The 26,880-nt window shown below is 65.2% G+C and carries 25 protein-coding genes; 13 read left to right on the top strand and 12 right to left on the bottom strand.

The genetic code is table 11. The features are described from left to right. Positions 1-182 precede the first annotated feature (182 nt). From ACH49N_RS28660 to ACH49N_RS28680, 5 genes are all read right to left on the bottom strand, one after another. Complete coding sequence (locus tag ACH49N_RS28660) at positions 183-1,253, bottom strand: helix-turn-helix transcriptional regulator (protein ID WP_358276046.1); 1,071 nt, start codon at positions 1,251-1,253, stop codon at positions 183-185. Positions 1,254-1,284: 31 nt separating this feature from the next. Then, on the bottom strand, positions 1,285-1,689 hold the full coding sequence (locus ACH49N_RS28665; RefSeq protein WP_159925127.1) for an SCP2 sterol-binding domain-containing protein: 405 nt from the start codon (positions 1,687-1,689) through the stop codon (positions 1,285-1,287). 157 nt (positions 1,690-1,846) lie between these two features. Next, positions 1,847-2,323 (bottom strand): tautomerase family protein, encoded by a 477-nt coding sequence (locus tag ACH49N_RS28670; RefSeq protein ID WP_236603268.1) that lies wholly within the window; start codon positions 2,321-2,323, stop codon positions 1,847-1,849. A gap of 330 nt (positions 2,324-2,653) precedes the next feature. Then, positions 2,654-3,778 carry an NADH:flavin oxidoreductase gene (locus ACH49N_RS28675; RefSeq protein ID WP_358276044.1) on the bottom strand — a complete coding sequence of 375 codons (1,125 nt, stop codon included), beginning with the start codon at positions 3,776-3,778 and terminating at the stop codon, positions 2,654-2,656. Between the two features lie 137 nt (positions 3,779-3,915). Beyond that, positions 3,916-4,542: a CGNR zinc finger domain-containing protein gene (locus tag ACH49N_RS28680; protein WP_358276042.1), complete on the bottom strand. Its 627-nt coding sequence runs from the start codon at positions 4,540-4,542 to the stop codon at positions 3,916-3,918. Between the two features lie 289 nt (positions 4,543-4,831). Between ACH49N_RS28680 and ACH49N_RS28685 the strand changes: the two genes are divergently transcribed. The 7 genes from ACH49N_RS28685 to ACH49N_RS28715 all read left to right on the top strand — a co-directional run bounded on the left by ACH49N_RS28685 (position 4,832) and on the right by ACH49N_RS28715 (position 11,549). Then, positions 4,832-5,557, top strand: a complete 726-nt coding sequence (locus tag ACH49N_RS28685; protein ID WP_317766568.1) for an enoyl-CoA hydratase-related protein — start codon at positions 4,832-4,834, stop codon at positions 5,555-5,557. Between the two features lie 92 nt (positions 5,558-5,649). Continuing rightward, the gene (locus ACH49N_RS28690; RefSeq protein WP_159925121.1) at positions 5,650-6,459 is read left to right on the top strand and encodes a crotonase/enoyl-CoA hydratase family protein; all 810 of its coding nucleotides are present in this window, start codon (positions 5,650-5,652) and stop codon (positions 6,457-6,459) included. A 48-nt stretch (positions 6,460-6,507) separates the two neighbouring features. Further along, the gene (locus ACH49N_RS28695) at positions 6,508-7,692 is read left to right on the top strand and encodes an acetyl-CoA C-acyltransferase (protein ID WP_250771626.1); all 1,185 of its coding nucleotides are present in this window, start codon (positions 6,508-6,510) and stop codon (positions 7,690-7,692) included. A gap of 300 nt (positions 7,693-7,992) precedes the next feature. Continuing rightward, entirely contained in the window at positions 7,993-8,544 is a 552-nt protein-coding gene (locus ACH49N_RS28700) for a TetR/AcrR family transcriptional regulator (protein WP_374434080.1), read from the top strand. A 148-nt stretch (positions 8,545-8,692) separates the two neighbouring features. Beyond that, positions 8,693-9,916 carry a cytochrome P450 gene (locus ACH49N_RS28705; protein ID WP_358276040.1) on the top strand — a complete coding sequence of 408 codons (1,224 nt, stop codon included), beginning with the start codon at positions 8,693-8,695 and terminating at the stop codon, positions 9,914-9,916. After that, positions 9,913-10,500 carry a TetR/AcrR family transcriptional regulator gene (locus tag ACH49N_RS28710; RefSeq protein ID WP_159925113.1) on the top strand — a complete coding sequence of 196 codons (588 nt, stop codon included), beginning with the start codon at positions 9,913-9,915 and terminating at the stop codon, positions 10,498-10,500. The genes ACH49N_RS28705 and ACH49N_RS28710 overlap by 4 nt, the downstream gene beginning before the upstream one ends. 161 nt (positions 10,501-10,661) lie before the next feature. Next, positions 10,662-11,549, top strand: a complete 888-nt coding sequence (locus tag ACH49N_RS28715) for a cyclase family protein (protein ID WP_358276039.1) — start codon at positions 10,662-10,664, stop codon at positions 11,547-11,549. A gap of 9 nt (positions 11,550-11,558) precedes the next feature. Here ACH49N_RS28715 and ACH49N_RS28720 read toward each other — a convergent pair whose 3' ends face one another. The 5 genes from ACH49N_RS28720 to egtA form a co-directional block, all read right to left on the bottom strand. Next, on the bottom strand, positions 11,559-12,752 hold the full coding sequence (locus ACH49N_RS28720; protein WP_250771639.1) for a PQQ-dependent sugar dehydrogenase: 1,194 nt from the start codon (positions 12,750-12,752) through the stop codon (positions 11,559-11,561). A 72-nt stretch (positions 12,753-12,824) separates the two neighbouring features. After that, positions 12,825-13,799: an L-histidine N(alpha)-methyltransferase gene (gene egtD / locus ACH49N_RS28725; protein WP_317766557.1), complete on the bottom strand. Its 975-nt coding sequence runs from the start codon at positions 13,797-13,799 to the stop codon at positions 12,825-12,827. After that, entirely contained in the window at positions 13,799-14,542 is a 744-nt protein-coding gene (egtC, locus tag ACH49N_RS28730; protein WP_250771647.1) for an ergothioneine biosynthesis protein EgtC, read from the bottom strand. The genes egtD and egtC overlap by 1 nt, the downstream gene beginning before the upstream one ends. A 1-nt stretch (position 14,543) precedes the next feature. Next, entirely contained in the window at positions 14,544-15,848 is a 1,305-nt protein-coding gene (egtB, locus tag ACH49N_RS28735; protein WP_358276037.1) for an ergothioneine biosynthesis protein EgtB, read from the bottom strand. Beyond that, on the bottom strand, positions 15,848-17,065 hold the full coding sequence (gene egtA, locus ACH49N_RS28740) for an ergothioneine biosynthesis glutamate--cysteine ligase EgtA (RefSeq protein WP_358276035.1): 1,218 nt from the start codon (positions 17,063-17,065) through the stop codon (positions 15,848-15,850). The genes egtB and egtA overlap by 1 nt, the downstream gene beginning before the upstream one ends. A 145-nt stretch (positions 17,066-17,210) precedes the next feature. Between egtA and ACH49N_RS28745 the strand changes: the two genes are divergently transcribed. From ACH49N_RS28745 to ACH49N_RS28755, 3 genes are all read left to right on the top strand, one after another. Next, positions 17,211-18,386, top strand: coding sequence for an aminotransferase class V-fold PLP-dependent enzyme (locus ACH49N_RS28745; RefSeq protein WP_358276033.1), 1,176 nt, complete (start codon positions 17,211-17,213; stop codon positions 18,384-18,386). Between the two features lie 60 nt (positions 18,387-18,446). Beyond that, positions 18,447-18,851: a PPOX class F420-dependent oxidoreductase gene (locus ACH49N_RS28750; protein WP_159925097.1), complete on the top strand. Its 405-nt coding sequence runs from the start codon at positions 18,447-18,449 to the stop codon at positions 18,849-18,851. Between the two features lie 116 nt (positions 18,852-18,967). Further along, a complete protein-coding gene (locus ACH49N_RS28755; RefSeq protein WP_358276031.1) occupies positions 18,968-20,440 on the top strand; it encodes an FAD-dependent oxidoreductase in 1,473 nt (490 codons plus the stop codon). Here ACH49N_RS28755 and ACH49N_RS28760 read toward each other — a convergent pair. Beyond that, a complete protein-coding gene (locus ACH49N_RS28760; protein ID WP_358276029.1) occupies positions 20,437-21,663 on the bottom strand; it encodes a GAF domain-containing protein in 1,227 nt (408 codons plus the stop codon). The genes ACH49N_RS28755 and ACH49N_RS28760 overlap by 4 nt on opposite strands. A 289-nt stretch (positions 21,664-21,952) precedes the next feature. On the opposite strand from ACH49N_RS28760, the gene ACH49N_RS28765 reads away from it, so the two are divergent. After that, entirely contained in the window at positions 21,953-22,567 is a 615-nt protein-coding gene (locus tag ACH49N_RS28765) for a 50S ribosomal protein L25/general stress protein Ctc (RefSeq protein WP_109332428.1), read from the top strand. 105 nt (positions 22,568-22,672) lie between these two features. After that, entirely contained in the window at positions 22,673-23,245 is a 573-nt protein-coding gene (gene pth, locus ACH49N_RS28770) for an aminoacyl-tRNA hydrolase (protein ID WP_250771667.1), read from the top strand. Between the two features lie 69 nt (positions 23,246-23,314). On the opposite strand, the gene ACH49N_RS28775 is transcribed toward pth, so the two are convergent. Next, complete coding sequence (locus tag ACH49N_RS28775; protein WP_159925091.1) at positions 23,315-24,949, bottom strand: fatty acyl-AMP ligase; 1,635 nt, start codon at positions 24,947-24,949, stop codon at positions 23,315-23,317. Between the two features lie 219 nt (positions 24,950-25,168). Here ACH49N_RS28775 and ACH49N_RS28780 point away from each other — a divergent pair, with 219 nt between their 5' ends. Next, complete coding sequence (locus ACH49N_RS28780) at positions 25,169-26,872, top strand: peptide chain release factor 3 (RefSeq protein ID WP_159925089.1); 1,704 nt, start codon at positions 25,169-25,171, stop codon at positions 26,870-26,872. Positions 26,873-26,880 lie beyond the last annotated feature (8 nt).

The following is a 26,880-nucleotide window of genomic DNA, read 5'->3' on the forward strand; positions in this document are numbered from 1 at the left end:
GAAGAACGCCGGATCATCCAACAGCGCATCCACTCGCTCGAGCTCCGCGGGCAGCCGCAGCAACTCCTGCGGCAGCACCGACTCGAACAACGACGCCTGATCGCCTACGGTACGGAACACGATGGCCTCAATCCCTTCTAGCCCAAGGGTTGAGGCCATTGTCCCGTTTCAGGACTGGCTGATCACGCACCGCCACACCCCGACTTTTTCAGGTCGAAGTAGCTAGCCAAGTCGTCCATGGTCGATGCAAATCGCGGGTTCGGCGTTTCGATATCGGAACGCTTGCCGACATGGGAAGTTCCGAAACTATCCCGATAGTCGCTCGGCGACATGGACAGAGAAGCTTTGAACTCGCGACCGAAATGGCTGGCGTCGTAATATCCCCAACGGTGGGCGATAGACCCGATCGGGAGACTGGTGGCGACGACATCGCGGCGGGCACCGGCGAGTCTCTGCATACGAACGACCGATCCGACTGTGTCTCCCGTCAGGGAGAAGGCTCGATGCACCGTACGGCTCGAGACATTGAATGCCTTGGCCATGTCGACCACGCGGATCGGGCCACCGCGTAGGTGTTCCTTGATCCACCCCTCGAGCTGTGACCGCAGGGCCGGAAGCAGGGCCGGTCCGTCGTACGCCGCGCAGGTGTTGCTGCGGATCACCCCGGCCACGAGCGTGAGCAGCGCGTCGCGCGCGGCGTCGACCTCGGCGGGGTCCATGGACGTGATGTGGGTGCCCATGCTGTCCACGAAGCTGATCAGCAGGCGCGTCAGCGGACGAGATTGGTCGAGTATCAGGCAGTCGGGAATCGCACCGCCGGTGTCATAAGGGGCGAGGGCCGCGAACGGGATGACCACGCTTCGCTTCCGGAGCCCGCTCGACACAGTGGAGGAGTACGCCACTCGAGTCGTCGAAATGAGGGCGGTCCCGGCTTCCATGCGCGCGGTTCCCGAATCCAATTCGAAGACTTGACTGCCCGCCGACGCGGTGAGGAGCATCAGCGCCTCAGTTTCCGTCGTCTCGACCAGTCGCTTCGTGCGGACGAGTTTCAGCTCGGGGCACTCCCATTGGGTCACCTTGATATCGCTGACGTCGAGGGATCGGAACATCCCGTGGTCGTCCTCGTCCGAGTCGGCCGAGAGGTGGACGCCCATCGGCACCAGCCGGCTCGCCATCGCCCGCTCCCACGCTGCCCGGCGGTCCCGGCGCTCGACCTGGCGAAGGTCGAGCGTCGAGACCGAATTGTCCGTCACGAGGCGGTGTTCCATCGTTCGAACAGCGCGATCACACGAGTAGGTCTGCCCGGCCGGCGTCCGTCAGCAGCTTGATATACGTCGGGAAAAGTTCCTTGGCTGCCGGAATGGCTCTGGCCAAAGTGGCCATCTTCCCTTCGATGCCGATCGCACCCGACGTCACCGACAAGAGGAGATTCAGGTCGCCCTGCCAGAAGCGGTTCGCGTATTCACCCGTCATGCGGAGGGTGCAGTCCGACTCGGCGTCAGCGCTGCCCTGGACGGCGGTCATGCCCGGGATGTCAATGATCACTACGCCGTTGGGCTCGGTGGTGACTACCTTGAGTACCCCCTCGGTGCCCGATAGCTTCTCGACGAGCTTCGGGTCGCTCTTGGCTTGTTCAAACGTCAGTCCGATGAACTTGTACAGGTCCTCGGCACTGGGAGATGGGGACATTCTTGTGATTCCTCTCGTGACGGCCGTGACACGACCGGGCGGCAACGACGTTGCCTGTGAACTCATAGTGAAAGGTTCGGATGTGTTGACGCGTTGGGGTAGTCGAATTGTCCGGCGGCATCTGCGCAGACGGCCACCCTCGACGCGGCTCTAGCCGCTAGACCAATTCCCACTCGACGGCGGCGTTCAGGCGCGCCCATTCCCGCTCCGCATCCGAATCTCCGGGCGGAGGCTTGATCCCATTGGTCCGCCACAGTTGGATCGGGGTTTCATCGATATGGATCTCCCAGCGGAAACCGCGGTCCTTGACGTGGGGTGCGATTGCGTCCTCGAAAGCGGCCATGGTCATATCCCGGAAGTCGTCCGACTCCGGCATACGGCGGGCAATGTGATCGATCGTGATGCGGACGAAATCGTTCGCCGGTTCCCCGCCGATCCAGATGGAGTCGGCCGGCTGGTCGTGAAACACGACCACGACGTAGAACCGCGGCAGCCCCGCGAAGTCCACGTAGGTGTCGGTGATCGCGTCCGTGAACGCCTTCTTCTGTTCCTTGCTGTACGCACCTTCGGGCACGTAAATCTTCCACATCGGCATGTCGTTCTCCCTGTCCTTCAAAGCTGGCAACCTGGCCATCGGTGTGGTCTAAGCCACAACCAAAGATTACGAACGCCACGTCCCCGTCAATAGGACCAGGGCGACGGGCAACGGTATTTCTACGCCCGAGAACCGCGCCGACGAGGTATGCCGATAACGCGCACAACGGCCGGTCCAGGCGAACTTGCCCGGATCCGGCCGTTGAAGAACTGTTAATTATTTCGATGTAAGTACGTCGGCAATGTGGCCGGCGTCTCGTTGATTCATGCTGCGCGAGAGGATGATACCGCCAACTCGATCACGCAAACCTTGTCGTGTCGAGAAGGCTTGCGGTGCAGGCGTGGATCGAGAGTCACCTCGACGCGGAAGTCAGTAGAGAGACTCGAGGAGCGCGGCGTCGTAGGGATCGGCATCGTTCAGGCGACCCGCGAGCGCTTTGCGAGCCCACTCGGGGTCGGCGATCAGCGCACGGCCGACTGCAACGAGGTCGAATTCATCGCGTTCAGCACGGTCGAGTAGTTCAGCGATGTCCGCGACCGCAGACTGTGTTGGCCTGCCATCAGGCCCGGCGAATTCCTTGTCCAGACCGACGGAGCCGACCGTAACCGATGCTTTACCAGTGACTTTCTTGGCCCAGCCAGCGAGATTCAGGTCGCTACCTTCGAACTCCGGAAGCCAGTAGCGGCGAGTAGAAGCGTGGAAAACATCGACACCGGCGTCGGCCAGCGGCGCCAAGATTGCCTCCAGTTCCGTGGGCGTATGGGCGATACGCGCGTCGAACTGTCCCGACTTCCACTGCGACAGCCGGAAGAAGATAGGGAAACCGGGTGTGACTGCCGCCCGGACGGCCTCGACGACCTCGGCGGCGAAGCGAACCCTGGATGCGAGGTCACCGCCATAGGCATCGGTACGCCGATTGGTCCGTTCCCAGAGGAATTGGTCGACGAGGTAGCCGTGGGCACCGTGCAGTTCCAGACCGTCGAATCCTAGGTCCTGGGCGGCCGCAGCCGCGGTGGCGAAGCTTCCGATGACGTCATCGATATCAGCGGCACTGAGTGCAATTCCGTGGGGCACACCATCGAGGGCCAAACCGGAAGGACCCACGGGCGGCGCTGTGCTGATGGGTCCAGCTCCTTCGGTGCGAGTAGAGCCCACGTGCCAAAGTTGGGGAATTATCTTTCCTCCGGCCTGGTGCACAGCCGACACCACATTCCGCCAACCGGCGAGGGCTTCGCCGCCCCAGAAGCGTGGGACCCGCTCGCTGGTGCCTGATGAGGCGTGCTGCACCAACGTCCCCTCGGTGATGATCAGGCCGACGTCCGCGGCAGCGCGACGCGCGTAATACTGGGCCACGTCATCGCCGGGGACTCCGCCCGGCGAAAAGTACCGCGTCAGCGGCGCCATGACGATGCGGTTGGGTACTACCAGGTCACCAACACTGAAGGGGCGCCCGAGAACCTGCGCTGTCCGCACGACACGTGGGGTTGTGGTCACGTGTTTCCTCCTGAGGATCCGACGATGCCGGCTAGGCATGCAAGAAATGACCGTATCAGTTTTGGTCATTTCACACCACGGCACCATTTCATCGCCCCACCTCACGAGCGACTATGCACACACGCTGTCTCGGCGCACTACGATTCGGGGGTTCGGGCCCGCTGACGGGCCCTGTGCGCACGCAGGTTTGCCGGGTTTCCGCACAGCTTGGCGGAATGCCACACCGCACTGTTATTGCGCGAGGAATCGTAGAAAGTCGCCCCGCAGCGCGCATTTCGGCAGACCTTGAGTCGGCGCCACGCGCCCGCCTGTTGGGCCAGGAAGACCTCGAGCAAGACCACAGCGGCGAAGTACCGCCACCCTTGGCCACGGGGCTCGAGAACCGCGTGTCCACCGCGATCGAGCCGTATGGCCGCCGCCGCGACATGAACTGCCGGTGCATCGTAGCCACCGCCGCCAACGCGCGGCTCGAGTAGCTGCAGCAATTCGGAGCGCAGCCCGACGAGTTCCTGCAGGTCATGGGCAGCGAGAGGGACCGGCGCAGCCGACTGCCCCGATCGCGCCGCCCAGGTCGCCAGCGCTCTATCGAGCCAGGCCTGTGCGTCAGAAAGGCTGCCGAGTAGGTCGATCTCTCGCGGGCGTCCGGTCGAGATCGTGTTGACGAAGTCGTGCACCAGCGCCAACCCGGCCGGCGCCGGCGCAATCTCGTACCGCGCGCAGGCAGACCACGTCATGGCTGAGCCTTCTCCGGGCTTGTGTTCCATTGACATGACTGTAATCGGTTAGGTCACTCGTTCGATACCCCATCGAGACGACGCTTTTTCACCCTGCGCTCTTGACGGTCTGGTCTAGACGCCCTAGTCTAAAGCGCATTCGGTCGGGCGGGGATTGCAGTGCATCGTCGCCCGCGCGGCGGCGCACTTCGAATGCCGAACGCGTGGCCATCGACACCGGCTCAGTGCACTCCATCGGCCGCGCGGCCGCAATTTCGGCGAATGTGTAGGTCCACCGCCAGCCGCACCATATTTGCGCACCAAACCTCGAAGGAACAAGATGTCCCTCATTACCGATACGGTGGAACCTGGCATTCGCCTGTTGACAATCGACAGACCAGCCAAACGCAACGCCTTCGATATCGAAACCTATGTTGCACTGGCCGAGGGCATTGTGGAGGCCGACCGCGACCACGAAGTACGCGTCATCGTCATTACGGGTAGTGGTGGCGTTTTCACCGCCGGCAATGATCTTGTCGATTTTCGGGATCAGCCCGATTCGATGGCTGCATTCGATCTTCTGCGTACCTTGGTCGTGACAGAGAAACCGATTGTCGCGGCAGTGGAGGGATTTGCGGTCGGCATCGGGGCGAGCATGCTCCTGCACTGCGACTTAGCTTTCGCGGGCAGTTCGACCGTCTTCTCGCTGCCGTTTGTCACTCTAGGCCTGACCCCTGAAGGCGCCACAACGCTTGTGTTGCCCCGTATCGCCGGTGTCAAACTGGCCACCGAGTTGCTGATGCTCGGGAAGAAATTTACCTCGAAGCGGGCAGAAGAGGCCGGTCTCATCAACCGCGCAGTCGCCGACGGGACCGCACTTGCTGCTGCCCTCGAGACCGCAACTTCTCTTCAGGAACTGCCCACCGAATCGGTGCGCATCACCAAACGCCTTCTCCATCGCGACCGACTCGAGGTCCTCCAGGTAATCGACGAGGAAGCAGAGTTTTTCCGAAAACGGTGCCATTCAACAGAAGCCAAGGCTGCAATTGCGCATTTTCTCAATTGATTCGTGGCCGGCCCCCCCGGCGGCGATAGATAGCCGACAAGAGCTCGCCCTTGGGTGGGCCGCATTTCAGTCCAACAGAAGGAGCGAAGAGAATGCCTGAATCGACGATCGAAGCCGGCGTGAAGTCCAGCACTGTCACCACCGAGGTACGCGGAAACGTGCTGCTGATCGGCCTGAATCGGCCCGACAAGAAGAACGCGTTGACTGGGGAGATGTTCTCGGCCCTGGCCGACGCATACAAGCGTTACGACAGCGATGACGATCTGCGCTGTGCCGTGCTGTACGGCGAGGGCGGGGTGTTCTGCGCCGGCGCGGATATGACGCAGCTCAAGGAACTCGTCGAAAGCGGCGCGCTGGTCTACAACGAAGGAGAGTACGACCCCTTCGGAATGGAGGGTTCTCGGTTGTCGAAGCCGTTGATCACTGCTGTTCATGGGATGTGCTTCGCTGGCGGACTCGAGCTCGCTCTCGCTGGTGAGTTCATCGTCGCCGCCGAGGGCACGCTGTTCGGCCAGCCAGAGGTTCTGCGCGGTGTCTTTGCGTTCGGCGGTGGTGCGGCGCGATGGGCCGAGCGTGTCGGCTATGCCAATGCGCAACGGTACCTGCTCACCGGCAATCACTTGAATGCGACGGAAGCGCACCGGATCGGCCTGGTGCAAGAGGTCGTTCCGGCGGCCGAGCTCTTCGATCGCGCCCTCGGGTTGGCCAATGAGATCGCAGCAGCGGCGCCGATGGGAGTGCATCACTCGCTTGCCGTGTCCCGCATTGCAGCCGCTGAGGGAACCACGGCCGCATTCAAGGCAGTTCCTCAGCTGCGGTCCGAGGTCGTCGGAAGCAGCGATGCCGCCGAAGGCGTCGCGTCGTTCCTGGAGCGCCGGGCCGGCGTCTACACCGGCAACTGAGTCGGAACGCACCGGCCGACAACATCAACATCTAAGGACAGAAGAATCATGAGAGAAGCAGCAATCGTCTCGACGGCGCGTACACCCATCGGAAAGGCGTATCGCGGCGCGTTCAACAATACTCATAGTGCGACGTTGGGCGGCCACGCCGTCGAGCACGCGCTGAAGAAGGCCGGACTCGAGCCCTCTCGCGTCCAGGACGTCGTGATGGGAGCCGCCCTCACGACCGGAGTGCAGAGCGGTGATATCGCGCGTCAGGTCGCGATCCGCGCCGGAATCCCCGTCACTACACCGGCAATCACCGTCAGCAAGTTCTGCACGTCGGGGTTGGAAGCGATTGTCGCGGGTTCCTACCGGGTGCTCCAGGAGGGGCTCGATGTCGTCGCCGCCGGTGGCGTCGAGTCGATCAGCCAGATTCAGGTCCCGGGCTACGAGTTCATGATCGAAGAGCCGTGGATCAGGCAGAACAGGCCTGACTACTACATGCACATGATCGAAACGGCCGAGGTGGTCTACGACCGATACGGCGTGAGCCGGGAGTCTCAGGACGAGTTTTCGTTCCAGAGCCAGCAACGCACAGCCGCCGCTCAGGCCGCGGGTCTGCTGGACGACGAGATCGTTCCGATGGAATCGGTCAAGCGAGTCGTCGACAAGGAAACTGGCGAGGAATCGTTCAGTACCGTCACCCTCGCACACGATGAAGGCAACCGGCCCAGCACCACATTGGAGGGCCTGCAGACCCTGAAGCCGGTGATGCGTGCCGATGGATGTGTCACGGCGGGTAACGCCAGCCAGCTCTCCGATGGTGCGTCGGCGGTCATCGTGATGAATCGCGACACCGCGGAGAAGGAAGGTATCGAGCCGCTCGGATACTTCCGTGGCTACACCAGTGTCGGCGTCGAACCCGACGAGATGGGCATCGCACCCGTGTACGCGGTACCGGCGTTGCTGGATCGATTCGGCCTGAGCGTCAACGATATCGGTCTGTGGGAGCTCAACGAGGCCTTCGCGGTTCAGGCGGTCTACTGCCGTGACAAGCTGGGCATCCCCGACGAACTCCTCAACGTGAACGGTGGCGCCATTTCGATCGGCCACCCCTACGGCATGAGCGGAGCCCGCATGGCGGGACACGCCCTGATCGAAGGCAAGCGGCGCGGCGCGAAGTACGTCGTCGTGACGATGTGCGCCGCGACCGGCCTGGGTGGTGCCGGTCTGTTCGAGGTTGCCCTGTAATCGGCACAGCTTGATTTCGAAGTCGGCTCACTGGCCGCACCGAGTCTTGCGGCGATCCGGCTGTCGACCCGCCGGATCGCCGCGAACCCAAGTCCCGTGCTCTCCTCAGTACGGGAAGGTCGGGAACGTGATTTTCACACCGACCGCGGAGACCTGACCATCCTTGTCTAGACTGGATGGTCTAGGTCTTTTCGATCGGGACAGGTGGGTGCCACTATGCGGGAGTCGACGACAAAGCACGACAGCCGGAAACCAGACGGCGAGCGGCGTAACCGCAAAGACCTCCCACACAAAGAGCGACTGCTCCGACAGGGCATGAGCGAGTTCTATGCCCACGGTTTCAGCGGCACGACCGTCGATGCCCTACTCCATTCGACCGGCGTTCCGAAGGGATCGTTCTACCACCACTTCGGGTCCAAAGAGGCGTTCGGCCAAGCTGTACTGGAGCGATACTGTTCCTTCCAGATGGACTTGCTCGCCTCCTGGGCAGTGCGCCCCGGACTCGGCACGGTGGAGAAACTGACCGGCTATTTCGACGCAATGGCCGACGGTTTCATCGACTCCGGGTTTCAACGGGCGTGCTTGGTCGGCAAATTCTCCACCGAAGTAGCCGCCACTTCCGAGTCCTTTCGGCACCACCTCGACGAAGACCTTCGAATCTGGCACTCCAGCCTCTGCGACATCCTCACTCGAGGCCAAGCCGACGGAGATGTCCGGGCCGATCGGAGTCCCCAGGAACTGGCCGACGCACTCCTCGCCCTGATTCAGGGCGCGTTCGTGGTGGCGCTGTCCACCCGCAATGCCGAGTCACTCCGGTCCGTCTGCGCGACCATCCCGGTCATCCTCACATAAGCCATTTCGATCGGCGTGTGTACGCGGCCGGTGGCATCTGGCGCCGGGTGCGTCACCCGGCACCGGAAGGGCCCGCACGCACGACCGAGCCATTCCTCGACACATCACTGTGGTTGACACATTGCCGAATATGTCTCAACATCGATACATGACCGCAAATGTGTCGAACAGCGTGTCCTTCGTGCCGAGGTCGGGTGACTCGTGGCGTGACCCGTGGCAGATGTACGCGCAGTTGCGCGATCACGATCGTGTGCACCAAGTCGTTCCTGAGGACCACTCGGGGCACGACTACTGGGTGCTGTCCCGGTACGCGGATGTCTACGCTGCCGCGAGGGACGCGGGCACGTTCTCCTCCGCTTCCGGACTCACCACCACCTACGGCGAGCTGGAGAAAATCGGGCTGCAGGACAACCCTCCCCTGGTGATGCTCGACCCGCCCGATCACACCGCGTTCCGGCGGCTGGTGTCGAAAGGTTTCACACCACGCCAGGTCACCGCCGTGGAGCCCGCCGTCCGGGAATTCGTGGTGCAGCGGATCGAGCGGCTCCGCGAGATCGGCGAGGGCGACGTGGTGAAGGAGCTGTTCAAACCCTTGCCCAGCATGGTCGTCGCCCACTACCTCGGGGTTCCCGAAGAAGACCGGGACCGGTTCGACGGCTGGACCGAGGCGATCGTGGCGGCCAACGCCCAGGGCGACACCCTGAACGCGACCGATGCGATCACCGAGTTGATGACGTACTTCTCCACGCTGATCGAGCGTCGTCGCACCGAACCCGAAGACGATACGATCTCCCACCTCGTCGCCGGCGGGATGGGCGCCGACGGCGACGTGGAAGGTTTGCTCTCGATCCTCGGATTCGCCTTCACGATGGTGACGGGCGGCAACGACACCACCACGGGAATGCTGGGCGGGGCAGTGCAATTGCTGACGGAGCGCCGCGACCAACGGCAACTCCTCATCGACCGCCCCGAACTCATCGGCGATGCCGTCGAAGAACTTCTGCGTCTGACGTCGCCGGTGCAAGGCCTCGCCCGCACCACCACGAGGGACGTCGAGATCGAGGGCACCGTCATCCCGGAGGGGCGAAAGACGTTGCTGCTGTATGGTGCAGCGAACCGCGACCCGCGCCAGTTCGGGTCCGACGCCGAAGAGGTCGACGTGCAACGACGACCGAAGCAGATTTTGACGTTCAGTCACGGGGCCCACCACTGCCTCGGAGCGGCCGCTGCCCGAATGCAGGCACGCATCGCCCTGGAGGAGCTGCTCGCCCGCTGCCCCGACTTCACCGTCGACATCGATGCCGTCGTCTACGCGGAAGGCAACTACGTGCGCCGCCCGACGAGTATCCCGTTCACGGTGCGCGGATCGTGACCGGGGACTGGATGCGCGACGAGCGCCCCCGCGTCGCCGCCGAACGCATCCTCGATGTCGCGGCACAGTTGTACGTCGAGAACGGCATCAACGCCGTCGGGATGGCCGAGGTTGCCCGGGCCGCAGGGTGTTCGCGCGCCACCATCTACCGTTACTTCGACAGCCGCCAGGCTTTGCAACTCGCCTTCGTCCATCGCGAGGCCCGCCGCATCGGTGCGCTGATCGCACAAGACGTCTCGGGCACCGCCGACCCGCAGAACGTGATCGTCGAGGCGATGCTCACGGCGATCCGGCTCGTCCGCCGCGACCCCACCTTGGCCGCCTGGTTCCAGTTGGGCGACTCGGGACTTGCCGCACAGATTGCGCACTCCTCGGAGGTCATCGAGTCGCTGGGCGCCGCCTTCCTCGGGCAGACGGGACTGGGTGGCGAGGAGACGTCACGCCGAGCACGGTGGCTCGTGCGCGTCATCGTCTCGCTGCTCACCGTTCCCGGAGTCGACGACGACGACGAGCGCGCCATGATCGAGCAGTTCGTCGCGCCCGTCATCGCCGGCCCGCACGAACGGGACGCTCGCTCGATCTGACGCAACGAACGTCCCGTTCGTGTGGTGGGATGGACGGACAGGGCAGGCGCGGCAGGGACAGGACAGGACAGGTCCCGGGCGGACTGGAACGGAATCCGAGGGGATGTGCGCACCAACGCTTATGATGCGTCGGAACCGCTTCCCCCACCGAAGGAGCCGTGATGTGCTCACCACGGATCATGAACCACGTGTACGGAGCGATCGAGGGCCGCGGCCCGCAGATGACTCGTCGTGCCATGTTCGGGGCGTTGGGTGCGGCGGCGCTCGCAGCGTCCACGGCAGGGTCGGTGTCCGCTGCGCCCGTGCCTCAGGTGGCGCCGCCTGAGGGGCCGATCGTCGATCTCACGCACGTACTCCGGGCCGGCTTCCCGGTCTGGCCTGGCTCGCAGGGCTTCGAGATGCGAAATTTGGCGCAGATCGGCGGCGGCACGGGATCACTGGGGTCGCTCGCCCCCGGCGCGACAAGCGTGTTCTACAAGAACGAATTACGCCTCGACGAGCACACCGGCACCCACATCGACGCTCCGGCCCATGCGAGCGCGGACGGCATCACGGTCGAACAGATTCCGCCCCGCGACCTGGTGGCACCGATCGCTGTCATCGACATCGCTGCGCGTGCACACACCGACAACGACGCCCTGCTGACCCGGCAGGACATTGTGGACTGGGAGTCCGACCACGGCATGCTGCCCGAGCGCTGCCTCGTGGCGATGCACTCGGGGTGGGCGGATCGCGTGGGACAACCAGGAGCATTCGTCAATGTGGACGCCGCAGGCGTCCAGCGCACACCCGGATTCGACCCGGACGCCGTCGACTTCCTGCTCCGCGAGCGCGACATCGTCGGGCTCGGCTCCGACACCCTGAGCATCGACGCCGGGCGCAGCACCACGTTCGGCGCTCACCTCGGCGCGTTGGGCGCCGGCAAGTACGCGGTGGAAGTGCTCGCCAATCTGTCACAGATACCGCCGGCGGGTGCCACCGTCATGGTCGGCGCACCTACCCATGCCGGTGGGTCGGGTGGACCGTGCCGAGTCCTCGCCTGGATCTGAACCCCGCCGTCACCCTTGCGGTGTCACCCGGAGTACCTGGTCGGTGTCACCGTTGTCGGTGGTGACGAGCAGCGAGCCGTCCGGAGTGGGGGTGACGGAGCGGAGCCGACCGTACTGATCCTTCAGTCCGAACGTCTGAGCCGTCACCGACTGGCCGTCGGCGGCCAGGCGAAGGAAAATCAGCTGTTTCGTCTTGAGCCCGCCCATGACGAATGCGCCGTTCCACGGCCCCCAACCCGAACCGGAGACGAATGCGCCACTCCCCGTAGCCAGCGTCGTGCTGCCCGAACTCCACACCGCGGCAATCGCACCCGGTACCCGGACCGGGTCGGTCATCGGCACGGATTCGTCGTAGATGCCGGGGATACGATCCGGCTTGTATCCGTAATTGCCACCGGCGACGAGCAAGTTGACCTCGTCGTCCCGAGTTGTGCCCTGGTCGACGGCGTAGACGCGGCCCGTGCCGGGTTGCTGCGCGAGACCTTGGGCATTGCGATGGCCGAGTGTGTAGACGGGACTGTCGGCATTTGGATTTCCCGCGGCCGGTGTCCCGTCCGGGTTGATGTGAAGAGTTTTACCGCCTAACGAGTTCGGGTCCTGAGGCACCCCCGGTGCTGCGGTATCTCCCGTGCCCACGAAAAGGGTGCCGTCGGCGGCAGTCAGAATTCGGCATCCCCCATGGCGCCCGTCCTGGACTGGTATTCCGGTCAGCACCGCGGCGCCGCGGGTCAACTCCGTCCAGGCCGAGTCGACGGTCCACGATTGGATCCGGATGTCGGTGACGCCGCCACCCTGGAATCCCTGGCAGGTGTATAGCCTTCGGGACTGCGCGAAATCCGCAGCCAGCGCGATCCCCATCAATCCCGTTTCACTCTGCACATACAGGTCGGCGAGGTCCGCGGCGACCGGACCGGTCGATCCGTCGGCGCGACGGACGAAGAAACCACCCGACCGCTGGCCTGTAAGCACGGCACCGTCCGGGGCCTGCACCGCATCCCAGGGATGATCGAGTCCCTCGAGGAGCGGGGTGACGGTCAGGTCCGGGAGGGTGTCCTCCGTCGGAATTTCAGGGTCGCCGCTGCCGGACCCGAGGCTGCCCGTGTCGAACGGGAACGGCGACGGTTGCGCCGTAGCCTGCGCTGTCGGAAGACCGAGAACGGCTGTGGTAGCGAGAGCGAGGGCGGCGAGCTTGGACTGACGCACGGATACTCCTCGGGTCGACTGCGGTATGCCGGTCACTATAGGCGGGCAGAGACCCGAAGTTGATCTTGTCGGTCAGGACCGTGTTGCGCACACCAGGGCGAAGCGATCGTCCGGGTCGCTCCATGTGCGTTCGACCTCGAAACCGGCCGCGGCCAGTTCCCCCGCGATTCCGGGGAGCGTGAACTTCGCGGAAATCTCCGTGCGCATCTGCTCGCCGCGAGCGAACTCGACGTCCAGGTCGAGTGCCGCAACCCGGACGGACAGGGCGCGCTGAGCTTCGAGCCTCATCTCGATCCACTCGTTACCGGCGTCCCACAGCGCTATGTGCCGAAACGCGTCCAATGGGAAGTCTGCGTCGAGCTGACCGTTCAGGACCCGCAGCACATTGAGGTTGAACTGCGCCGTCACTCCGGCCGCGTCGTCGTACGCCGGGACCAGGACTGCAGGGTCGGTGACCAGTCCGACTCCGAGGAGCAGATGTTCCCCTGGCTCGAGCACGTCGGCGATTCCGGCGAGAAACTCGGCCCGCTCGCCCGGGACCATGTTGCCGAGTGTGCCCCCGAGGAATGCGATCATGCGGCGACCGCCCCGCGGAAGGTGATGCAGCGAATCGGTGAAGTCGCTGACCACGCCGTGGACGGTAAGGTGGGGGAATTCGGTCCCGATCTGCTCGGCGGCGCCCTGCAGCGCCGACACCGATACATCCTGCGGCACATACGTATGGAGGGTTCCGTGTCGGGTTCCCGCTTCGAGTAGCAACCGCGTCTTCTCGGAGGAGCCGGAACCGAGCTCCACCAGAATTTCCGGTGCCGCCACCTCGGCGATCTCCCCCGACCATTGCCGGAGCAGTTCTCGCTCGGTGCGCGTCGGGAAATATTCCGGCAACGCGGTGATCTGTTCGAACAGCTCACTTCCGCGCGCGTCGTAGAACCACTTGGGCGGCAGCCACTTCGGATTCGACGTCAACCCAACGGTCGCATCCTTGCGGAGTGCGTCCTTCAGCTGGTCCGGTTCCAGATACACCTCGAGGGTCGGTGCGGTGGTCATCAGGCTCCCATCTCGAGCGGCGTGATTATCAGATGTCCTGGGCGGGCGTACACGATGTGCCGATCCGGTACCGGCTGCCACCCGGGATCGTCGTCGAAAGGTTCGGACATGACGATTGCCCTGTCGTCGTCGACGAGCACCGACAATGAGTGATCCCAGGTGGTGGCCCACAACTCGCGGCCGTCACCGAGTAGAAAATTCAGGCGCGACTTCGGTGCGGCCGCGTCGACGGCACGAACCAGCGTGGTGAGCGCCTTCTCCGGCCCCTGCTCCGCGAGCGCTCGTTGCAGCAGTAACCACAGCGCAGCCGAATCGGTCGGCGCCTCGAGTTGCAGGAGGTCAGTCACCGGAAGCTGCTCGGCGAGCGGTCCGAGTGTCTCGGGCCAACCCTTCACCAGACCGTTGTGGCTGAACGCCCACGTCCGATCGGTGAACGGCGCGCAGGCCGTGGCCTGCACGGGCATACCCACCGTTGCCGACCTGGTCGCGGCCACCACTGCGCCGGAACGTATCTGGGGCAGCGTCTCCCGCAGTGCCGGATCGGACCACAGCGGCTGCTGGCTGCGGTAGCGGGAGAAGGCGTCCTGTCCCCACCACCCGACACCGAATCCGTCCGCGTTGATCGTTCCGCCGTGGCGCATGTCCCGCGGCGCCCACGACTGCCGCAGCAGCGAGTTCTCACCCCAGCCGATGAGCTCGCCGACGGATACATCCGGTCCCAGATATCCCAGGTGGCGGCACATATCAGCGTTCGTCCCCCGAAATATCGCGTGCACACCGGAAACCCGAGAAGATCTGCCGTCGGATCGGGTGGTCCCAGTTCCGGAACGTGCCGCGGCATGCCACAGGATCGGTACCGAACGAACCACCTCGCAATACCCGGTAATCCCCGCCGTAGAACACCTCCGAGTATTCGCGGTACGGAAACGCCGTGAATCCGGGATACGGCTCGAAGGGTGAGGACGTCCATTCCCAAACGTCACCGACCAGTTGGTGGACACCGAGGGGCGAGGCCCCCGACGGGTACGCTCCCACCACAGCCGGTCCGAGGAACCGCTGTCCGAGATTGGCCGACGAGTCGTCCGGATCGCTGTCACCCCACGGAAACCGGCGGGAGCGTCCCGTGGTGGGATCCCATCGAGCAGCTTTTTCCCACTCGGCCTCGGTGGGCAGTCGCTTGCCGTCCCACCGTGCGAACGCCTCGGCCTCGAAGAAGCAGACATGTACCACCGGTTCCTGCGGGTGAAGTGGTGCGGGCACCCCGAACACCCGGCGCCACCAAGCGCCCCGCCCGTCGCTCTCCCAGAACTGCGGCGCTTCGAGTGCCGCCTCACAGCGGTGCGCCCACCCCCGCTCACTCCACAGTTCGGGGCGACGATATCCGCCGTCATCCATGAACTCGAGGTAACGACCGTTGGTGACGGGAACGGCGTCGATTTCGAAGGCCGGCACGTACACCGAGTGTGCCGGGCGCTCGTTGTCCAACGCCCAGGGGTCGTCCGACGCGCCCATCGTGAATGTTCCGGCCGGGATGACGATTTCCTTCTCGGTCACCGGCACCCCGACACGCGGCGCGGCGTCCGCACTCAGAACCGGCGCTCCGGAACGCAGTTGATGGGTCGCGAGCATCGTCTCGGCGTGCTGCTGCTCGTGCTGGGCGATCATGCCGAAGGCGAATCCGTGTTCCTCGAGCGGCCTGCCGCGAAAGGTGCTGTTGTCGAGGACGTCCCACGCCTTGTCCCGGACTGTACGGACGTAGTGCCGCGCTTCGGCCGGATTCAGCAGTGGCAACGACGGACGGGAACGCCGAGAATGCTTGAACGCGTCGTACAACTCGTCGATGTCACTACGGACCGGTTCACGGCCTCCGACATCGCGCACGAGCCACAATTCCTCTTGATTACCGATGTGGGCGAGGTCCCAGACCAGTGGGCTCATCAGCGGTGAATGCTGCGCGACGAGGTCGGAGTCGTCCAGGCAGTCCGTCAGTCCGGCGGTTCGCCGGCGTGCACGGGTGAGTACGGCCTCGACCTTCTCGCGGGTTCCCATCAGCTCTCCTCGCCCGGAGCGTGGCCCCGGCAACATCGTTCGGCGGCGGCATCGAGAAGTCGGACGAACTCCGGGTCCGGCGAATACGACGCCGCCAGCGACAACAGAGCCGTTGCCGCTGCGCGCAATTCGAGGTCGGCCAGGCCGAACTCGGCGGCATCGTGCCAACGCTCCGACGTCGGAAGAGCGGCGGCAAGCGCCTCGGCCATGACACCCGGACCCGAGAGCAACGCGTCGATTGCCGCCACCGGCACCCGCCACAAATTCCCTGGCTGCGCGTCGAGGTAGCGCACCTCGAGGTAACCGGCGGCCCGGACGGGAGGGAACAAGGTCGTGAGGTGGTAGTCGAGATCCGCGGAAGTCGGGGAGCGTCCGATCACGTCGTCCAGTGCCCCGTCCACCCAGTCGCCGAATGTCGCCTCCGGCGGCGCAGTCCAGTCGGTGCCGTCGCCCCGGACGCACAGCAGTGGTACATCCAGTACCCAGCGAGCGTAGTCGCCGCTGTTCCGCGTTCCGGCGGTTCGAGGCGAATCGAGTTCGAGCCACGTTCGCATCCGCTGTGACGCCCACTGCCCGTCCGGCACCCCGTACAACCGAGGCGAGCACGCGAAGGCCGCGATCAGTGCAGGCCCGATTGCGTGCAGCAGCTGCCAACGCTGCTCCACGGCCGCTGGGTCCGCGCCTGCGTCGACGCTGACCTGCGTGGCGGCGGTATTGCACATCATGAGTTTCCCGTAAGGGCCGATCTCCCGGAAGCGCGACTCCATCGCGCAGTAACGCGGCGATTGAAGGAGCCGGTGGGCAGGACGGCGCGTGTCCGCCGCCTCGGAGGACATGAGAATTGCCCGGGTAGAGAGCAGATCGGTGAGAACGGCGTAGTCCGCGGAAAGGTAGTCACACAGTTCGCGAGCGGAGCGGCAGGGAGCGCTGGACAGTTCGATCTGTCCGCCCGGTTCGACAGTGACGGCGCTGCCGCCGGGGAGGGGCTCGGCTGGTGACGAAAGGTCGATGGTTCGTGGAGTGTGCGGCCCGAGGGCGTCCGCAAAAGCTGCCAGATCGGGACGCACGAATTCGGGCACCTGCGCGGTGAGCCACTCCAACTCCGCGCCGATCAGCTGCGGGGGACCCAATTTGAAGCAGACGCCTCCTATGTAGGCCTCCGCGGCAGGTCGCGACGTGACACCGACTCCCTCGACGGACTGGATCGCAGTACCCATTCCACCCTCCCTTTCGGGCGCCGCCTGAACGTCGTTATCGACGATAGAGCGCCGGGCCCACCTATGCACGTGCGAACGGCAATACTTTTCGTCAGTCCGCCGCGGTACGTTCGACACCATTCGCATTGAACAGGAGGTATCCGACATGCTCGACCTCGAGCGCGCGCGAAGGGACACCCCCGGCTGCCTCGACAAGGTGTTTCTGGACAGCGCCGGGTCTTCGCTTCCACCCACCTCGGTACTCGACGCGGTCTTCGCTCATCTGCGCCGCGAGGCCGACGTCGGCGGATACGTCGCGGCCGCGGAACGCGCTGGTGACCTCGCCTCGGTGAAGACCTCCATCGGCCGGTTGATCGGCGCGAGCGCAGATACCATCGCACTCGTCGACAGCGCCACCACCGCATGGAACGACTTCTTCCAGGCGGTCCCGTTGAAGCCGGGTGACCGGGTCCTTCTCTCCGAAGTCGAGTACGCCAGCAACGCGATCGCCGTTCTTCAACGGGCACGGTCCACGGGCGCCACCGTCGACGTGATTCCGAGTGACCCGTCCGGCCAGATCGACCTCGTCGCCCTCGAAAAGCTCCTCGACGACCGGGTCCGTCTCGTGTCTTTGGTGCACGTGCCCACCAACGGCGGGTTGGTCAACCCGGTCCGCGAGGTGGTCGACTTGGCACACGCCCAGGGAGCTCTCGTGCTTCTCGACGCGTGCCAGTCCGTCGGACAGATCGCATTGGACGTGGCCGAGCTCGGCGTCGACGCGTTGTCCGCGACCGGCCGCAAGTGGTTGCGCGGCCCTCGAGGCACCGGGTTCCTGTACATCGCCGATGAACTGACCACGACCCTCGAGCCGGCGGCACTCGACCTGCACAGTGCCGAATGGACCGGGGCCGAGGACTACCGGATGGCCGCGGACGCGAGTCGGTTCGAGTTCTGGGAATGCGACGTCGCGGCCCGGCTGGGCCTGGGCGCGGCAGTGGACTATCTCCTTGACCTCGGTGTCGACCAGGTCGAGGCGGCTGTGGTCGACGGCGCCGAGTACCTGCGTTCGGGGCTGTCCGACATCGACGGCGTCACGGTGCGCGACCTCGGGACCCGCCGCTGCGGGATCGTGTCGTTCACCGTCGACGGTCTCGATCCGCGGGATGTGCGTGCGCAATTGGCGACCCGTCAGGTAACCGTCACCGCCAGCCTGCGCGGATCGACCTTGCTCGACATGAGCGCCCGCGATCTGGACGCCGTCGTGCGCGCCTCCCCACACTATTTCTGTTCCCCGGACGATCTCGATCGGGCACTCGCGGAAGTGGCAGCGCTGGCGAAGTAGTGGTTCCGGCTGGGGCTGCGACGTAATCTGGGAGCACCGACAAGCCAGGACGCGAGAAAAATGACGAATCCGGCATCGACGGCGTTGCCCCGCTTCGCCGCAGAGAAGGTCGTGCAACTGCAGACCCGCAAGCGGGATGGGACCTGGGTAGACACTCCGGTCAATCTGGTGGTGGACGGCGAACGTGCCGTCTTCCGCACTCCGGGCAAGGCGTCGAAGAACAAACGGCTCCGCAACTTCCCCGAAGTCCGGATCCGCCCCTGTACCTGGGCAGGCAAACCGACCGGGCCGCCGGCCCAGGCAACGGCTCGTCTGCTCAGCGGCGAGGAGTCCCGCGCTGCCGGCGTGCTCATCGACAAGCGGTACCCGGTTCTGCAACGAGTTTTCGTCCACCTCGCCCACCGGCTGATGCGGACGGAAACGCTTCATTACGAGCTGACCGATGTGCGTGATCTGGAGTTATAGGCACAGCGTGAAAATCGCCTCCCACTCAGCGAGACGGCAGGTCGACTCCCGGCTATAACAGGTTACAGTTCGGATAGCCGTGCATCGTCACATCCGAGCGCCCGAGAGGACCACCCATGGCCGAACCGACTCCGATCCGCCCGCGACCCGTTTCCGAGATCGCCACGTGGGACTACGAGGCCGACGTCGTCGTCGCGGGGTACGGGATCGCTGGTGTGTCCGCGTCGATCGAGGCGGCACGGGCCGGCGCCGATGTTCTGGTCCTCGAGCGCACCAGCGGCTGGGGTGGCGCAGCCTCACTGGCGGGGGGCTTCATCTACCTCGGCGGCGGTACACCCCTTCAGAAAGCCTGTGGCTTCGAGGACTCGCCCGAGAACATGAAGAAGTTCATGATGGCAGCCCTCGGCCCCGGCGCCGACGAGGAGAAGATCGCCGACTACTGCGACGGCAGCGTCGAGCACTACAACTGGCTCGTCGAGTGCGGCGTGCCGTTCAAGGCGAGCTTCTGGGGAGAGCCGGGCTGGGAACCGCCGTTCGACGACGGCCTCATGTACTCGGGTGGTGAGAACGCGGCACCGTTCAACGAAATCGCCACACCTGCACCCCGCGGACACGTTCCGCAGATGGACGGCAAGCGCACCGGCGAGAAGGGTGGTGGCTACATGCTGATGAAGCCACTGGTGGAGGCCGCCGAAAAGCTGGGCGTGCGAGCCGAGTACGACATGCGCGTGCAGACTCTGATCACGGACGACACCGGTCGGGTCGTCGGGATCATCGCCAAGCAGTACGGCAAAGAGGTCGCCGTCCGGGCCCGACGCGGCGTGGTCCTCGCCACCGGGAGCTTCGCGTACAACGACAAGATGATTCAGGCCTACGCTCCCCGCCTCATCGGCCGGCCCGGTGCCGCCATCGAGGAACACGACGGCCGGTCGATCCTGATGGCCCAGGCTCTCGGCGCCGACCTGGCCCACATGGATGCCACCGAAGTGGCGTTCGTGTGCGATCCCCAGTTGATAGTGCGTGGCATTCTGGTGAACGGTCGCGGACAGCGGTACGTCCCGGAAGACACCTATTCGGGGCGCATCGGTCAGATGACGTTGTTCCACCAGGACAATCAGGCGTTCCTCGTCATCGACGAAGCGGCCTACGACGAAGGTGTTGCCGCCACCACCGCCACCCCCTTCCTGCGCGTACAACCCAAGTGGGTCGCCGAGACCGTCGAGGAACTCGAGTCGGACATGGGGCTGCCCGAGGGTGCACTCCGATCGACCGTCGAGGTCTACAACAAGCACGCCGCCGACGGCATCGATCCCCTGCTGCACAAGAAGTCCGAATGGGTGAAGCCGATCGGCTCCCCCGTCGCCGCACTCGACCTGCGCGGGTTCACGCTGGGCTTCACTCTGGGCGGGCTACGGACCACCCTCGACTCCGAGGTACTACACGTCTCCGGGGAGCCCATTCCCGGACTCTTCGCAGCGGGCCGCTGCACGTCGGGTGTGTGCGCGGGCGGATACGCCAGCGGAACGTCGCTCGGCGACGGCAGCTTCTACGGTCGCCGGGCGGGCGTGGCCGCCGCGAAGCAGAGCTAGTCGAGCACCCGCACGCTCACGCCGTCCGCGAAACGGTAGGGCTGCGTGCTCAGCACCGCGCCGAGAGTCTTGCGCAGACGCGAGACTTCGGCGCGGACGGCCACCACGTGCTCTCGATCGCCGAACAGTGCCTCGCTGAGGGAAGCAGCATCGACACCCCCGTTCCCCGCCACCGCCAACACCCGGAGTATCTGCGCATGCCGCGGCGAGAGGGCCTGCGTCCAGTTCGCGTCTCCGCACACCGTCACCCGCGGTGACGCGCCGAGGTCGAGTTCCACCTGCAGTCCCGCGCCGTCGACCCGGCGACGCACCAGCCACCCGTCGCCCAGCGGTTCGGGCACGCAAATCCCGAGCCCGGGGACGAGGAGCGGTTTGCCCTGACTCGGCGTAGCCAGCCGCTCGGGTGCAGCGATCCCGGTCGCGCCCGCCACCCAGCCGTGCTGATCGACGACCAGAGCCGGACCACCCGCCGAAGCCAGCAACGGGGCGGCCCGTCCGCGTAACTTCTCGAGTTGCGCGGTGTGCTCGCGCCACAGGGTGGCCTCGGCGAGGCGAACCGCGGTGCGCACGAGCGCGACCGTGGTCGGATGAACCGACATTGCTGAACCGCTGATATCCACCACGCCGAGAATGTCCCCCGTGCGCGGATCGTGGACCGGCGATCCCGTGCACGACCACCCGTGATGCGACGGCGCATAGTGCTCCGCCGAAAAGAGTTGTACCGCAGCATCTTCGACGAGAGCCGTACCGATCGCGTTGGTGCCCACCGCCTGCTCCGCCCAGCGCGCGCCCTCCGTGAACCCGAGCGCATCAGCGGCTTTGCGCACTCCGCGTGACCCCTCGCGCCACAGCAGCACGCCGTCGGCATCGGCGATGACCACGATGAAGTTGGCGTCGTCGGCCACCTGCGTCAGCGTGTTACGCAGCTCGGGTAGAACGGACCTCAGCGCGGTGCGCGTCCGGCGCTCCTCGATCTCCGCGAAGTCGGCCGGTTCCACGTCGGCACAATGATCGGGGGTCACCCCACCTGCCTGCAGTCGCGACCACGAACGTGCCACCACGTCCCGCGGCATCACCGGCGGCTGTTGCCCGGACAGCACCGCGTCGTGCACCCTGCTCAGCAATCGGGCATGCCGTGACAGATCCACGCCGCTGGCCACCGCGGTCAACCGGTCGGCGCTCCGGGGTTCTGTGCTCACACCGCCGAGGCTACCCCCGGCCATGTGAGCCACACCACTAGTCCGTTAGTGGGCCGGTGGCAGGACTGGGCCCGACATGGTGAGGGCGTCATCGAAACGACGACCCGATTAGCAGGCCCGGCAGCCATCCGGTAGAGTTCCGTAAGTTGTCTCGGCGAGGGTGAACCGGCTTGTTCGATACGCTGGATTACCGTGATCGACGCGGCTACGGCTCAGCTCGAGCGTTTCGCTCCTGGCCCGTGCGCCCGTTCGTCCCTCACCGGCGACAAGACGCCAGCCAGTAACCACCGTGAGTTGTAGGAGCCGTTTCACCATGTCTGACGAAAACACCCTCGTAGCCGCCGTACGCACCGAGTTCGGCAAGGGCGCCGCCCGCCGCGCCCGCCGCGATGGTCAGGTTCCCGCTGTTCTGTACGGCCACGGTGAGGATCCCCGCCACCTGAACCTGCCGTCGCGCGACTTCGCCGCGATCCTGCGTGCGCACGGCACCAACGCCATCCTGAACCTCGACATCGACGGCACCCCCCAGGTCGCCCTCACCAAGTCGGTCGTGATCCACCCGATCCGCAACTACATCGAGCACGCCGACCTCCTCGTCATCAAGAAGGGCGAGAAGGTCACGGTCGAGGTCCCCGTCGTCGTCACCGGTGAGGCAGCGTCCGGCACCCTGGTCGCCCAGGACGCCGCCACCATCGCTCTGGAGGCCGACGCGCTGCACATCCCCGAGCAGATCGAGGTTTCGGTCGAGGGCCTCGAGGCCGGCACGCAGATCCTGGCCAACCAGCTCGAGCTGCCCAAGGGTTCGACCCTGCAGGCCGACCCCGAGCTGCTCATCGTCAACGTCGTCCCGGCCCCCACCGCAGCCGACCTCGAGGAAGAGACCGGCGAAGCAGCCGGCACCCCTGCCGAAGAGGGCGCCGAGAGCTGATCCTCTCGCAACCGCACTGAACTCGGCGGCGCGTCGTCCCGGACAATTCCGGGGTGACGCGCCGCTCTCGTGTGACGAGAACCTGCCATAGGGAAGGACCTGCCGGTGAGTGAAGACACGGCTCTGGTGGTCGGCCTGGGAAATCCGGGACCGCAGTACGAGAAGACCCGGCACAACATCGGCTTCATGGTGGCCGGTGTGCTGGCCGGTCGCATGGGAGCAAAGTTCAGCGCACACAAGAAAAGTGGCGCCGACATCATTCAAGGGCGGCTCGAAGGGCGCCCGACGATCCTGGCGAAACCGCGCTCGTACATGAACCTGTCGGGAGGCGCCGTAGCCGGGTTGGCGCGATTCTTCTCCGTCGACCCCGACAACATCGTGGTGATCCACGACGAGCTCGACCTCGACTTCGGAACCGTCCGTTTCAAGCAGGGCGGCGGCGAAGGCGGCCACAACGGTTTGCGGTCCATCTCCAGTTCACTGGGCACCAAGGATTACCTCCGCGCCCGCATCGGGATCGGACGACCGCCTGGACGGATGGACCCCGCGTCGTATGTGCTCAAGCCCTTCTCCTCGGTGGAACGCAAGGAACTCGACATCCTCTGCGAGGAAGCGGCGGACGCCGTCGAACTCCTGCTGAAGGTCGGCCTCGAGGCTGCGCAGAATCGCCTGCACTAGGCGCTCCGCGCCCGTGCGCCTTTTTGGTTGTTCCAGCTACCAGAAAGGCGCACGGGCGCCGAAGGCGCCTCAGTCGCGGACCAGCGACGCCGAGGTGGTCCGGCGCAACTTGCCGGACGACGTCTTGGGAATGCTGCCGGGTCCGAGGACCGCGACGGTACGCGGACGCACCCCCACCTCGGAGACCACTGCGTGCACGACCTCGTGTTCGATCCGCTTGACCTCGTCCGGGTCCTGATAGTTGTTGGTTTCGACCGCGACCGCGAAGCTTTCCCGCTTCTGGCCGGCGTCGAGTCGCACCGCGACCGCGTTGCCCGGGCGGACACCGGACACGGTGCCGGCTGCCCGCTCGATGTCGGTGGGATAAATGTTGCGGCCACCCATGATGATCACGTCCTTGATGCGACCGCACACCACGACGAGACCCTCCTCGGTGAAGTAGCCGATATCACCGGTGTTGAGCCAGCCGTCCGGATCCTGCGCCGGCTTGTGGCCCTCGAGAGTGACGTATCCGGGGGTCACAGCCTTGCCGCGCACCTCGATGATCCCGACTCCACGGGTGGGGAGCAGTTCCCCGTCGCCGTCGACGACCCGGCCTTCGAGGTTCGGAACCATCTTCCCGAGGGTGGCGAGGGGACGCGCATTCGGCTTGCTCGACGGAACAGCCCGGGACATCGCCTCGAGAATGTCCGGGTCGACGAAGTCGAGTACCTGACCCTGATCCGGGTCGGGAATCGACACCGCGAGGGTGGTTTCCGCCATCCCGTAGACGGGGGCGAGTGCGGACGGATTCAGTCCGAACCGGGCGCCGGCCTCGGCGAGCGCCGTCATCGTGTCGGGGTCGACCGGTTCGGCCCCGTTCCACATGTACCGCACGCTGGACAGATCGACCACACCGTCCTCGGCTTGCCGCAGCCGACGGGCCAGCAGCGAGTACGCGAAGTTGGGTGCCGCCGTGACCGTGCCCTTGTACTTGCCCATCAGCTGCGCCCACAACAGCGGGGTGCGGAGGAAGTCCATCGGGGTGATGCTGACGACCTCGGCACCGACCTGCATGGGCACACTGAGGAAGCCCACCATCCCCATGTCGTGGAACAGCGGCAACCAGCTGACCATCACGTCGTCGTCGAGGGAGAACTTGATGCGATCGATCATCGCGTAGGCGTTGGTGTAGAAGTTCTCATGGGTGATCTGCACGGCTTTCGGCGACCCGGTGGAGCCGGAGGTGAGCTGCTGCAAGGCAATGTCGTCCTCGAAGGTCTCGACCGGTTCGACCTCCGGACCTTCGTTCAGTTCGGCCACCGTCACCACTGTGATGCCGCGTTCCTCGAGTAGCGGCTTGGCCGCGTCGAATGGCGCACCGAGGATCACTGCCTTCGCATCGATCATTCTGATCACGGTTTCGGTGTCTTGGGCCCACACCGCCAGATCGGTGCGCGGGGTGGGCTGATGCAGCATCGTGACGGACGCACCACGCATCCAGATTCCCTGACAGGACGGCGCGATGTCGACGGGCTGACCGGCCAGGATGCCGATGGCGTCGCCGTGGCCGATACCCGCCGCCGCGAGCGCACCCGCCATCCGCCGCGCCACCCGATGAATTTCGCCCCATGGCTGTCGCAACGGCGCATCCGGCTCACCGGTGACCAACCCGCGGTTGCTGGTGACAGCGGTGGCATACATCTCGTCGGTGAACTTGCTCAAGATTTCTCCTCGTGCAGATACGGGTGTCCGAACGCAGTAGACGTAACTCCGGAGCGCCCCGACGACTCACGCTGATTAAATATCCGAACCCGAGCTGAGTGTTACGTCAGGTCAGTGTTACCTCTCGCCGGATGTGCTGTAAATCCCTTCTCGGCCCCCGGGTAACCTGGTATGCGGCCACCTGGCTTTTCCGCATCCAGTCCCCCGAGAGGTTCTTCGTTGACTACCCCGTCCGACTCGGCCGACATCATCCCAGCCGAGGCGGAGTCTGTCGCCACCACTGCCTCGTCGCAGGACAAGCTCGGCAAGGGCGTCCGCGCGGAGGCTCAGCGCCGCCGGACCTTCGCTGTGATCTCCCACCCCGATGCCGGTAAGTCGACGTTGACCGAAGCTCTCGCCTTGCACGCGAAGGTGATCTCCGAGGCGGGCGCCGTGCACGGGAAGGCGGGGCGCAAGTCGACGGTGTCCGACTGGATGGAGATGGAGAAGGCCCGCGGTATCTCGGTCAGCTCCACGGCTCTCCAGTTCAACTACCGTTCCACCGAGGCGTCGCCGGACGACCTCACCGATAACGTCATCAACCTGGTCGACACTCCCGGTCACTCGGACTTTTCGGAGGACACCTACCGAGTCCTGACCGCTGTCGACGCCGCCGTCATGCTCATCGACGCCGCGAAGGGTCTCGAACCGCAGACGCTCAAGCTGTTCCAGGTATGTCGTCACCGTGGGATCCCCGTGATCACGGTCATCAACAAGTGGGACCGCCCCGGTCAGACACCGCTGGAACTGCTCGACGAGATCCATGAGCGGATCGGCCTCACCCCGACGCCCCTGTACTGGCCCGTGGGCATCGCCGGTGACTTCCGAGGACTGTTGCGCCGCGGCGAGGACGGCGCCCCCCGCGAGTACATCCGGTTCACCCGCACCGCGGGCGGCGCCAAGATCGCCCCGGAAGAGCTGATGGACGCGGACGCCGCCCTCGCGAAGGAGGGCAGCGAGTGGGTCACCGCCGCGGAGGAGAGCGAGCTGCTCTCGGCCACCGGCCAGGACCACGATCAGGAATTGTTCCTCGGCGGTCAGACCTCGCCGGTGATCTTCGCGTCGGCGATGCTCAACTTCGGCGTGCGGCAGATCCTCGACACTCTGGTGGAGCTGGCGCCGCCGCCCCGCCCCCGTGAGGACATCACCGGCACTCCCCGCGAGGTCACGGACCCGTTCAGTGCCGTCGTGTTCAAGGTGCAGGCCGGGATGGATACAGCCCACCGCGACCGCCTCGCGTTCATGCGGATCGTCTCCGGCGTCTTCGAGCGCGGCATGGTGGTCACCCACGCCCAGACGGGTAAGCCCTTCACCACCAAGTACGCGCAGACGGTGTTCGGTCGTGAACGGTCCACCGTCGAATCCGCCTACCCGGGCGACGTGGTGGGACTGGTCAACGCCACGGCCCTCGCCCCCGGGCACACTCTCTATTTCGAGAAGAAGGTGGAGTTCCCGCCGATCCCGTCGTTCGCTCCTGAGCACTTCTCCATCCTGCGGGCCGAGAGCGCGGGCAAGTACAAGCAGTTCCGCCGCGCGGTGGATCAGCTCGACTCCGAAGGTGTCGTGCAGATTCTGCGCAACGACCTTCGCGGCGACGCGTCACCCGTCATGGCGGCGGTCGGCCCCATGCAGTTCGAGGTGGTTGCGGCCCGGATGAAGGCCGAGTTCAACGTCGAGGCCCGGATGGAACCGCTTGCCTACGCGTTGGCCCGACGGACCGATCCGCAGTCCGTCGACGAGCTGAACCGTCAGCGCGGCGTCGAGGTGTTCACCCGATCCGACGGCGTTCTACTGGCGCTCGTGAGTGACAAGTGGCGACTGCAGTACATCCAGAAGGAGTTGCCCGACCTCACGCTCGAGCCGCTGGTGGCCGCCGCCGACTGAAGTCGGCC

Source organism: Rhodococcus sp. NPDC019647, assembly GCF_044389235.1.
Lineage (GTDB): Bacteria > Actinomycetota > Actinomycetes > Mycobacteriales > Mycobacteriaceae > Rhodococcus_F > Rhodococcus_F oxybenzonivorans.

Bases quoted from the DNA above. Each gene is read 5' to 3' on its own strand.
- ACH49N_RS28665 (WP_159925127.1), bottom strand. From the start codon at position 1,689: ATGTCCCCATCTCCCAGTGCCGAGGACCTGTACAAGTTCATCGGACTG.
- ACH49N_RS28670 (WP_236603268.1), bottom strand. From the start codon at position 2,323: ATGGCCAGGTTGCCAGCTTTGAAGGACAGGGAGAACGACATGCCGATG.
- ACH49N_RS28680 (WP_358276042.1), bottom strand. From the start codon at position 4,542: ATGGAACACAAGCCCGGAGAAGGCTCAGCCATGACGTGGTCTGCCTGC.
- ACH49N_RS28685 (WP_317766568.1), top strand. From the start codon at position 4,832: ATGTCCCTCATTACCGATACGGTGGAACCTGGCATTCGCCTGTTGACA.
- ACH49N_RS28690 (WP_159925121.1), top strand. From the start codon at position 5,650: ATGCCTGAATCGACGATCGAAGCCGGCGTGAAGTCCAGCACTGTCACC.
- ACH49N_RS28695 (WP_250771626.1), top strand. From the start codon at position 6,508: ATGAGAGAAGCAGCAATCGTCTCGACGGCGCGTACACCCATCGGAAAG.
- ACH49N_RS28705 (WP_358276040.1), top strand. From the start codon at position 8,693: ATGACCGCAAATGTGTCGAACAGCGTGTCCTTCGTGCCGAGGTCGGGT.
- ACH49N_RS28715 (WP_358276039.1), top strand. From the start codon at position 10,662: ATGTGCTCACCACGGATCATGAACCACGTGTACGGAGCGATCGAGGGC.
- egtD (WP_317766557.1), bottom strand. From the start codon at position 13,799: ATGACCACCGCACCGACCCTCGAGGTGTATCTGGAACCGGACCAGCTG.
- egtC (WP_250771647.1), bottom strand. From the start codon at position 14,542: ATGTGCCGCCACCTGGGATATCTGGGACCGGATGTATCCGTCGGCGAG.
- egtB (WP_358276037.1), bottom strand. From the start codon at position 15,848: ATGGGAACCCGCGAGAAGGTCGAGGCCGTACTCACCCGTGCACGCCGG.
- egtA (WP_358276035.1), bottom strand. From the start codon at position 17,065: ATGGGTACTGCGATCCAGTCCGTCGAGGGAGTCGGTGTCACGTCGCGA.
- ACH49N_RS28745 (WP_358276033.1), top strand. From the start codon at position 17,211: ATGCTCGACCTCGAGCGCGCGCGAAGGGACACCCCCGGCTGCCTCGAC.
- ACH49N_RS28750 (WP_159925097.1), top strand. From the start codon at position 18,447: ATGACGAATCCGGCATCGACGGCGTTGCCCCGCTTCGCCGCAGAGAAG.
- ACH49N_RS28755 (WP_358276031.1), top strand. From the start codon at position 18,968: ATGGCCGAACCGACTCCGATCCGCCCGCGACCCGTTTCCGAGATCGCC.
- ACH49N_RS28760 (WP_358276029.1), bottom strand. From the start codon at position 21,663: ATGGCCGGGGGTAGCCTCGGCGGTGTGAGCACAGAACCCCGGAGCGCC.
- ACH49N_RS28765 (WP_109332428.1), top strand. From the start codon at position 21,953: ATGTCTGACGAAAACACCCTCGTAGCCGCCGTACGCACCGAGTTCGGC.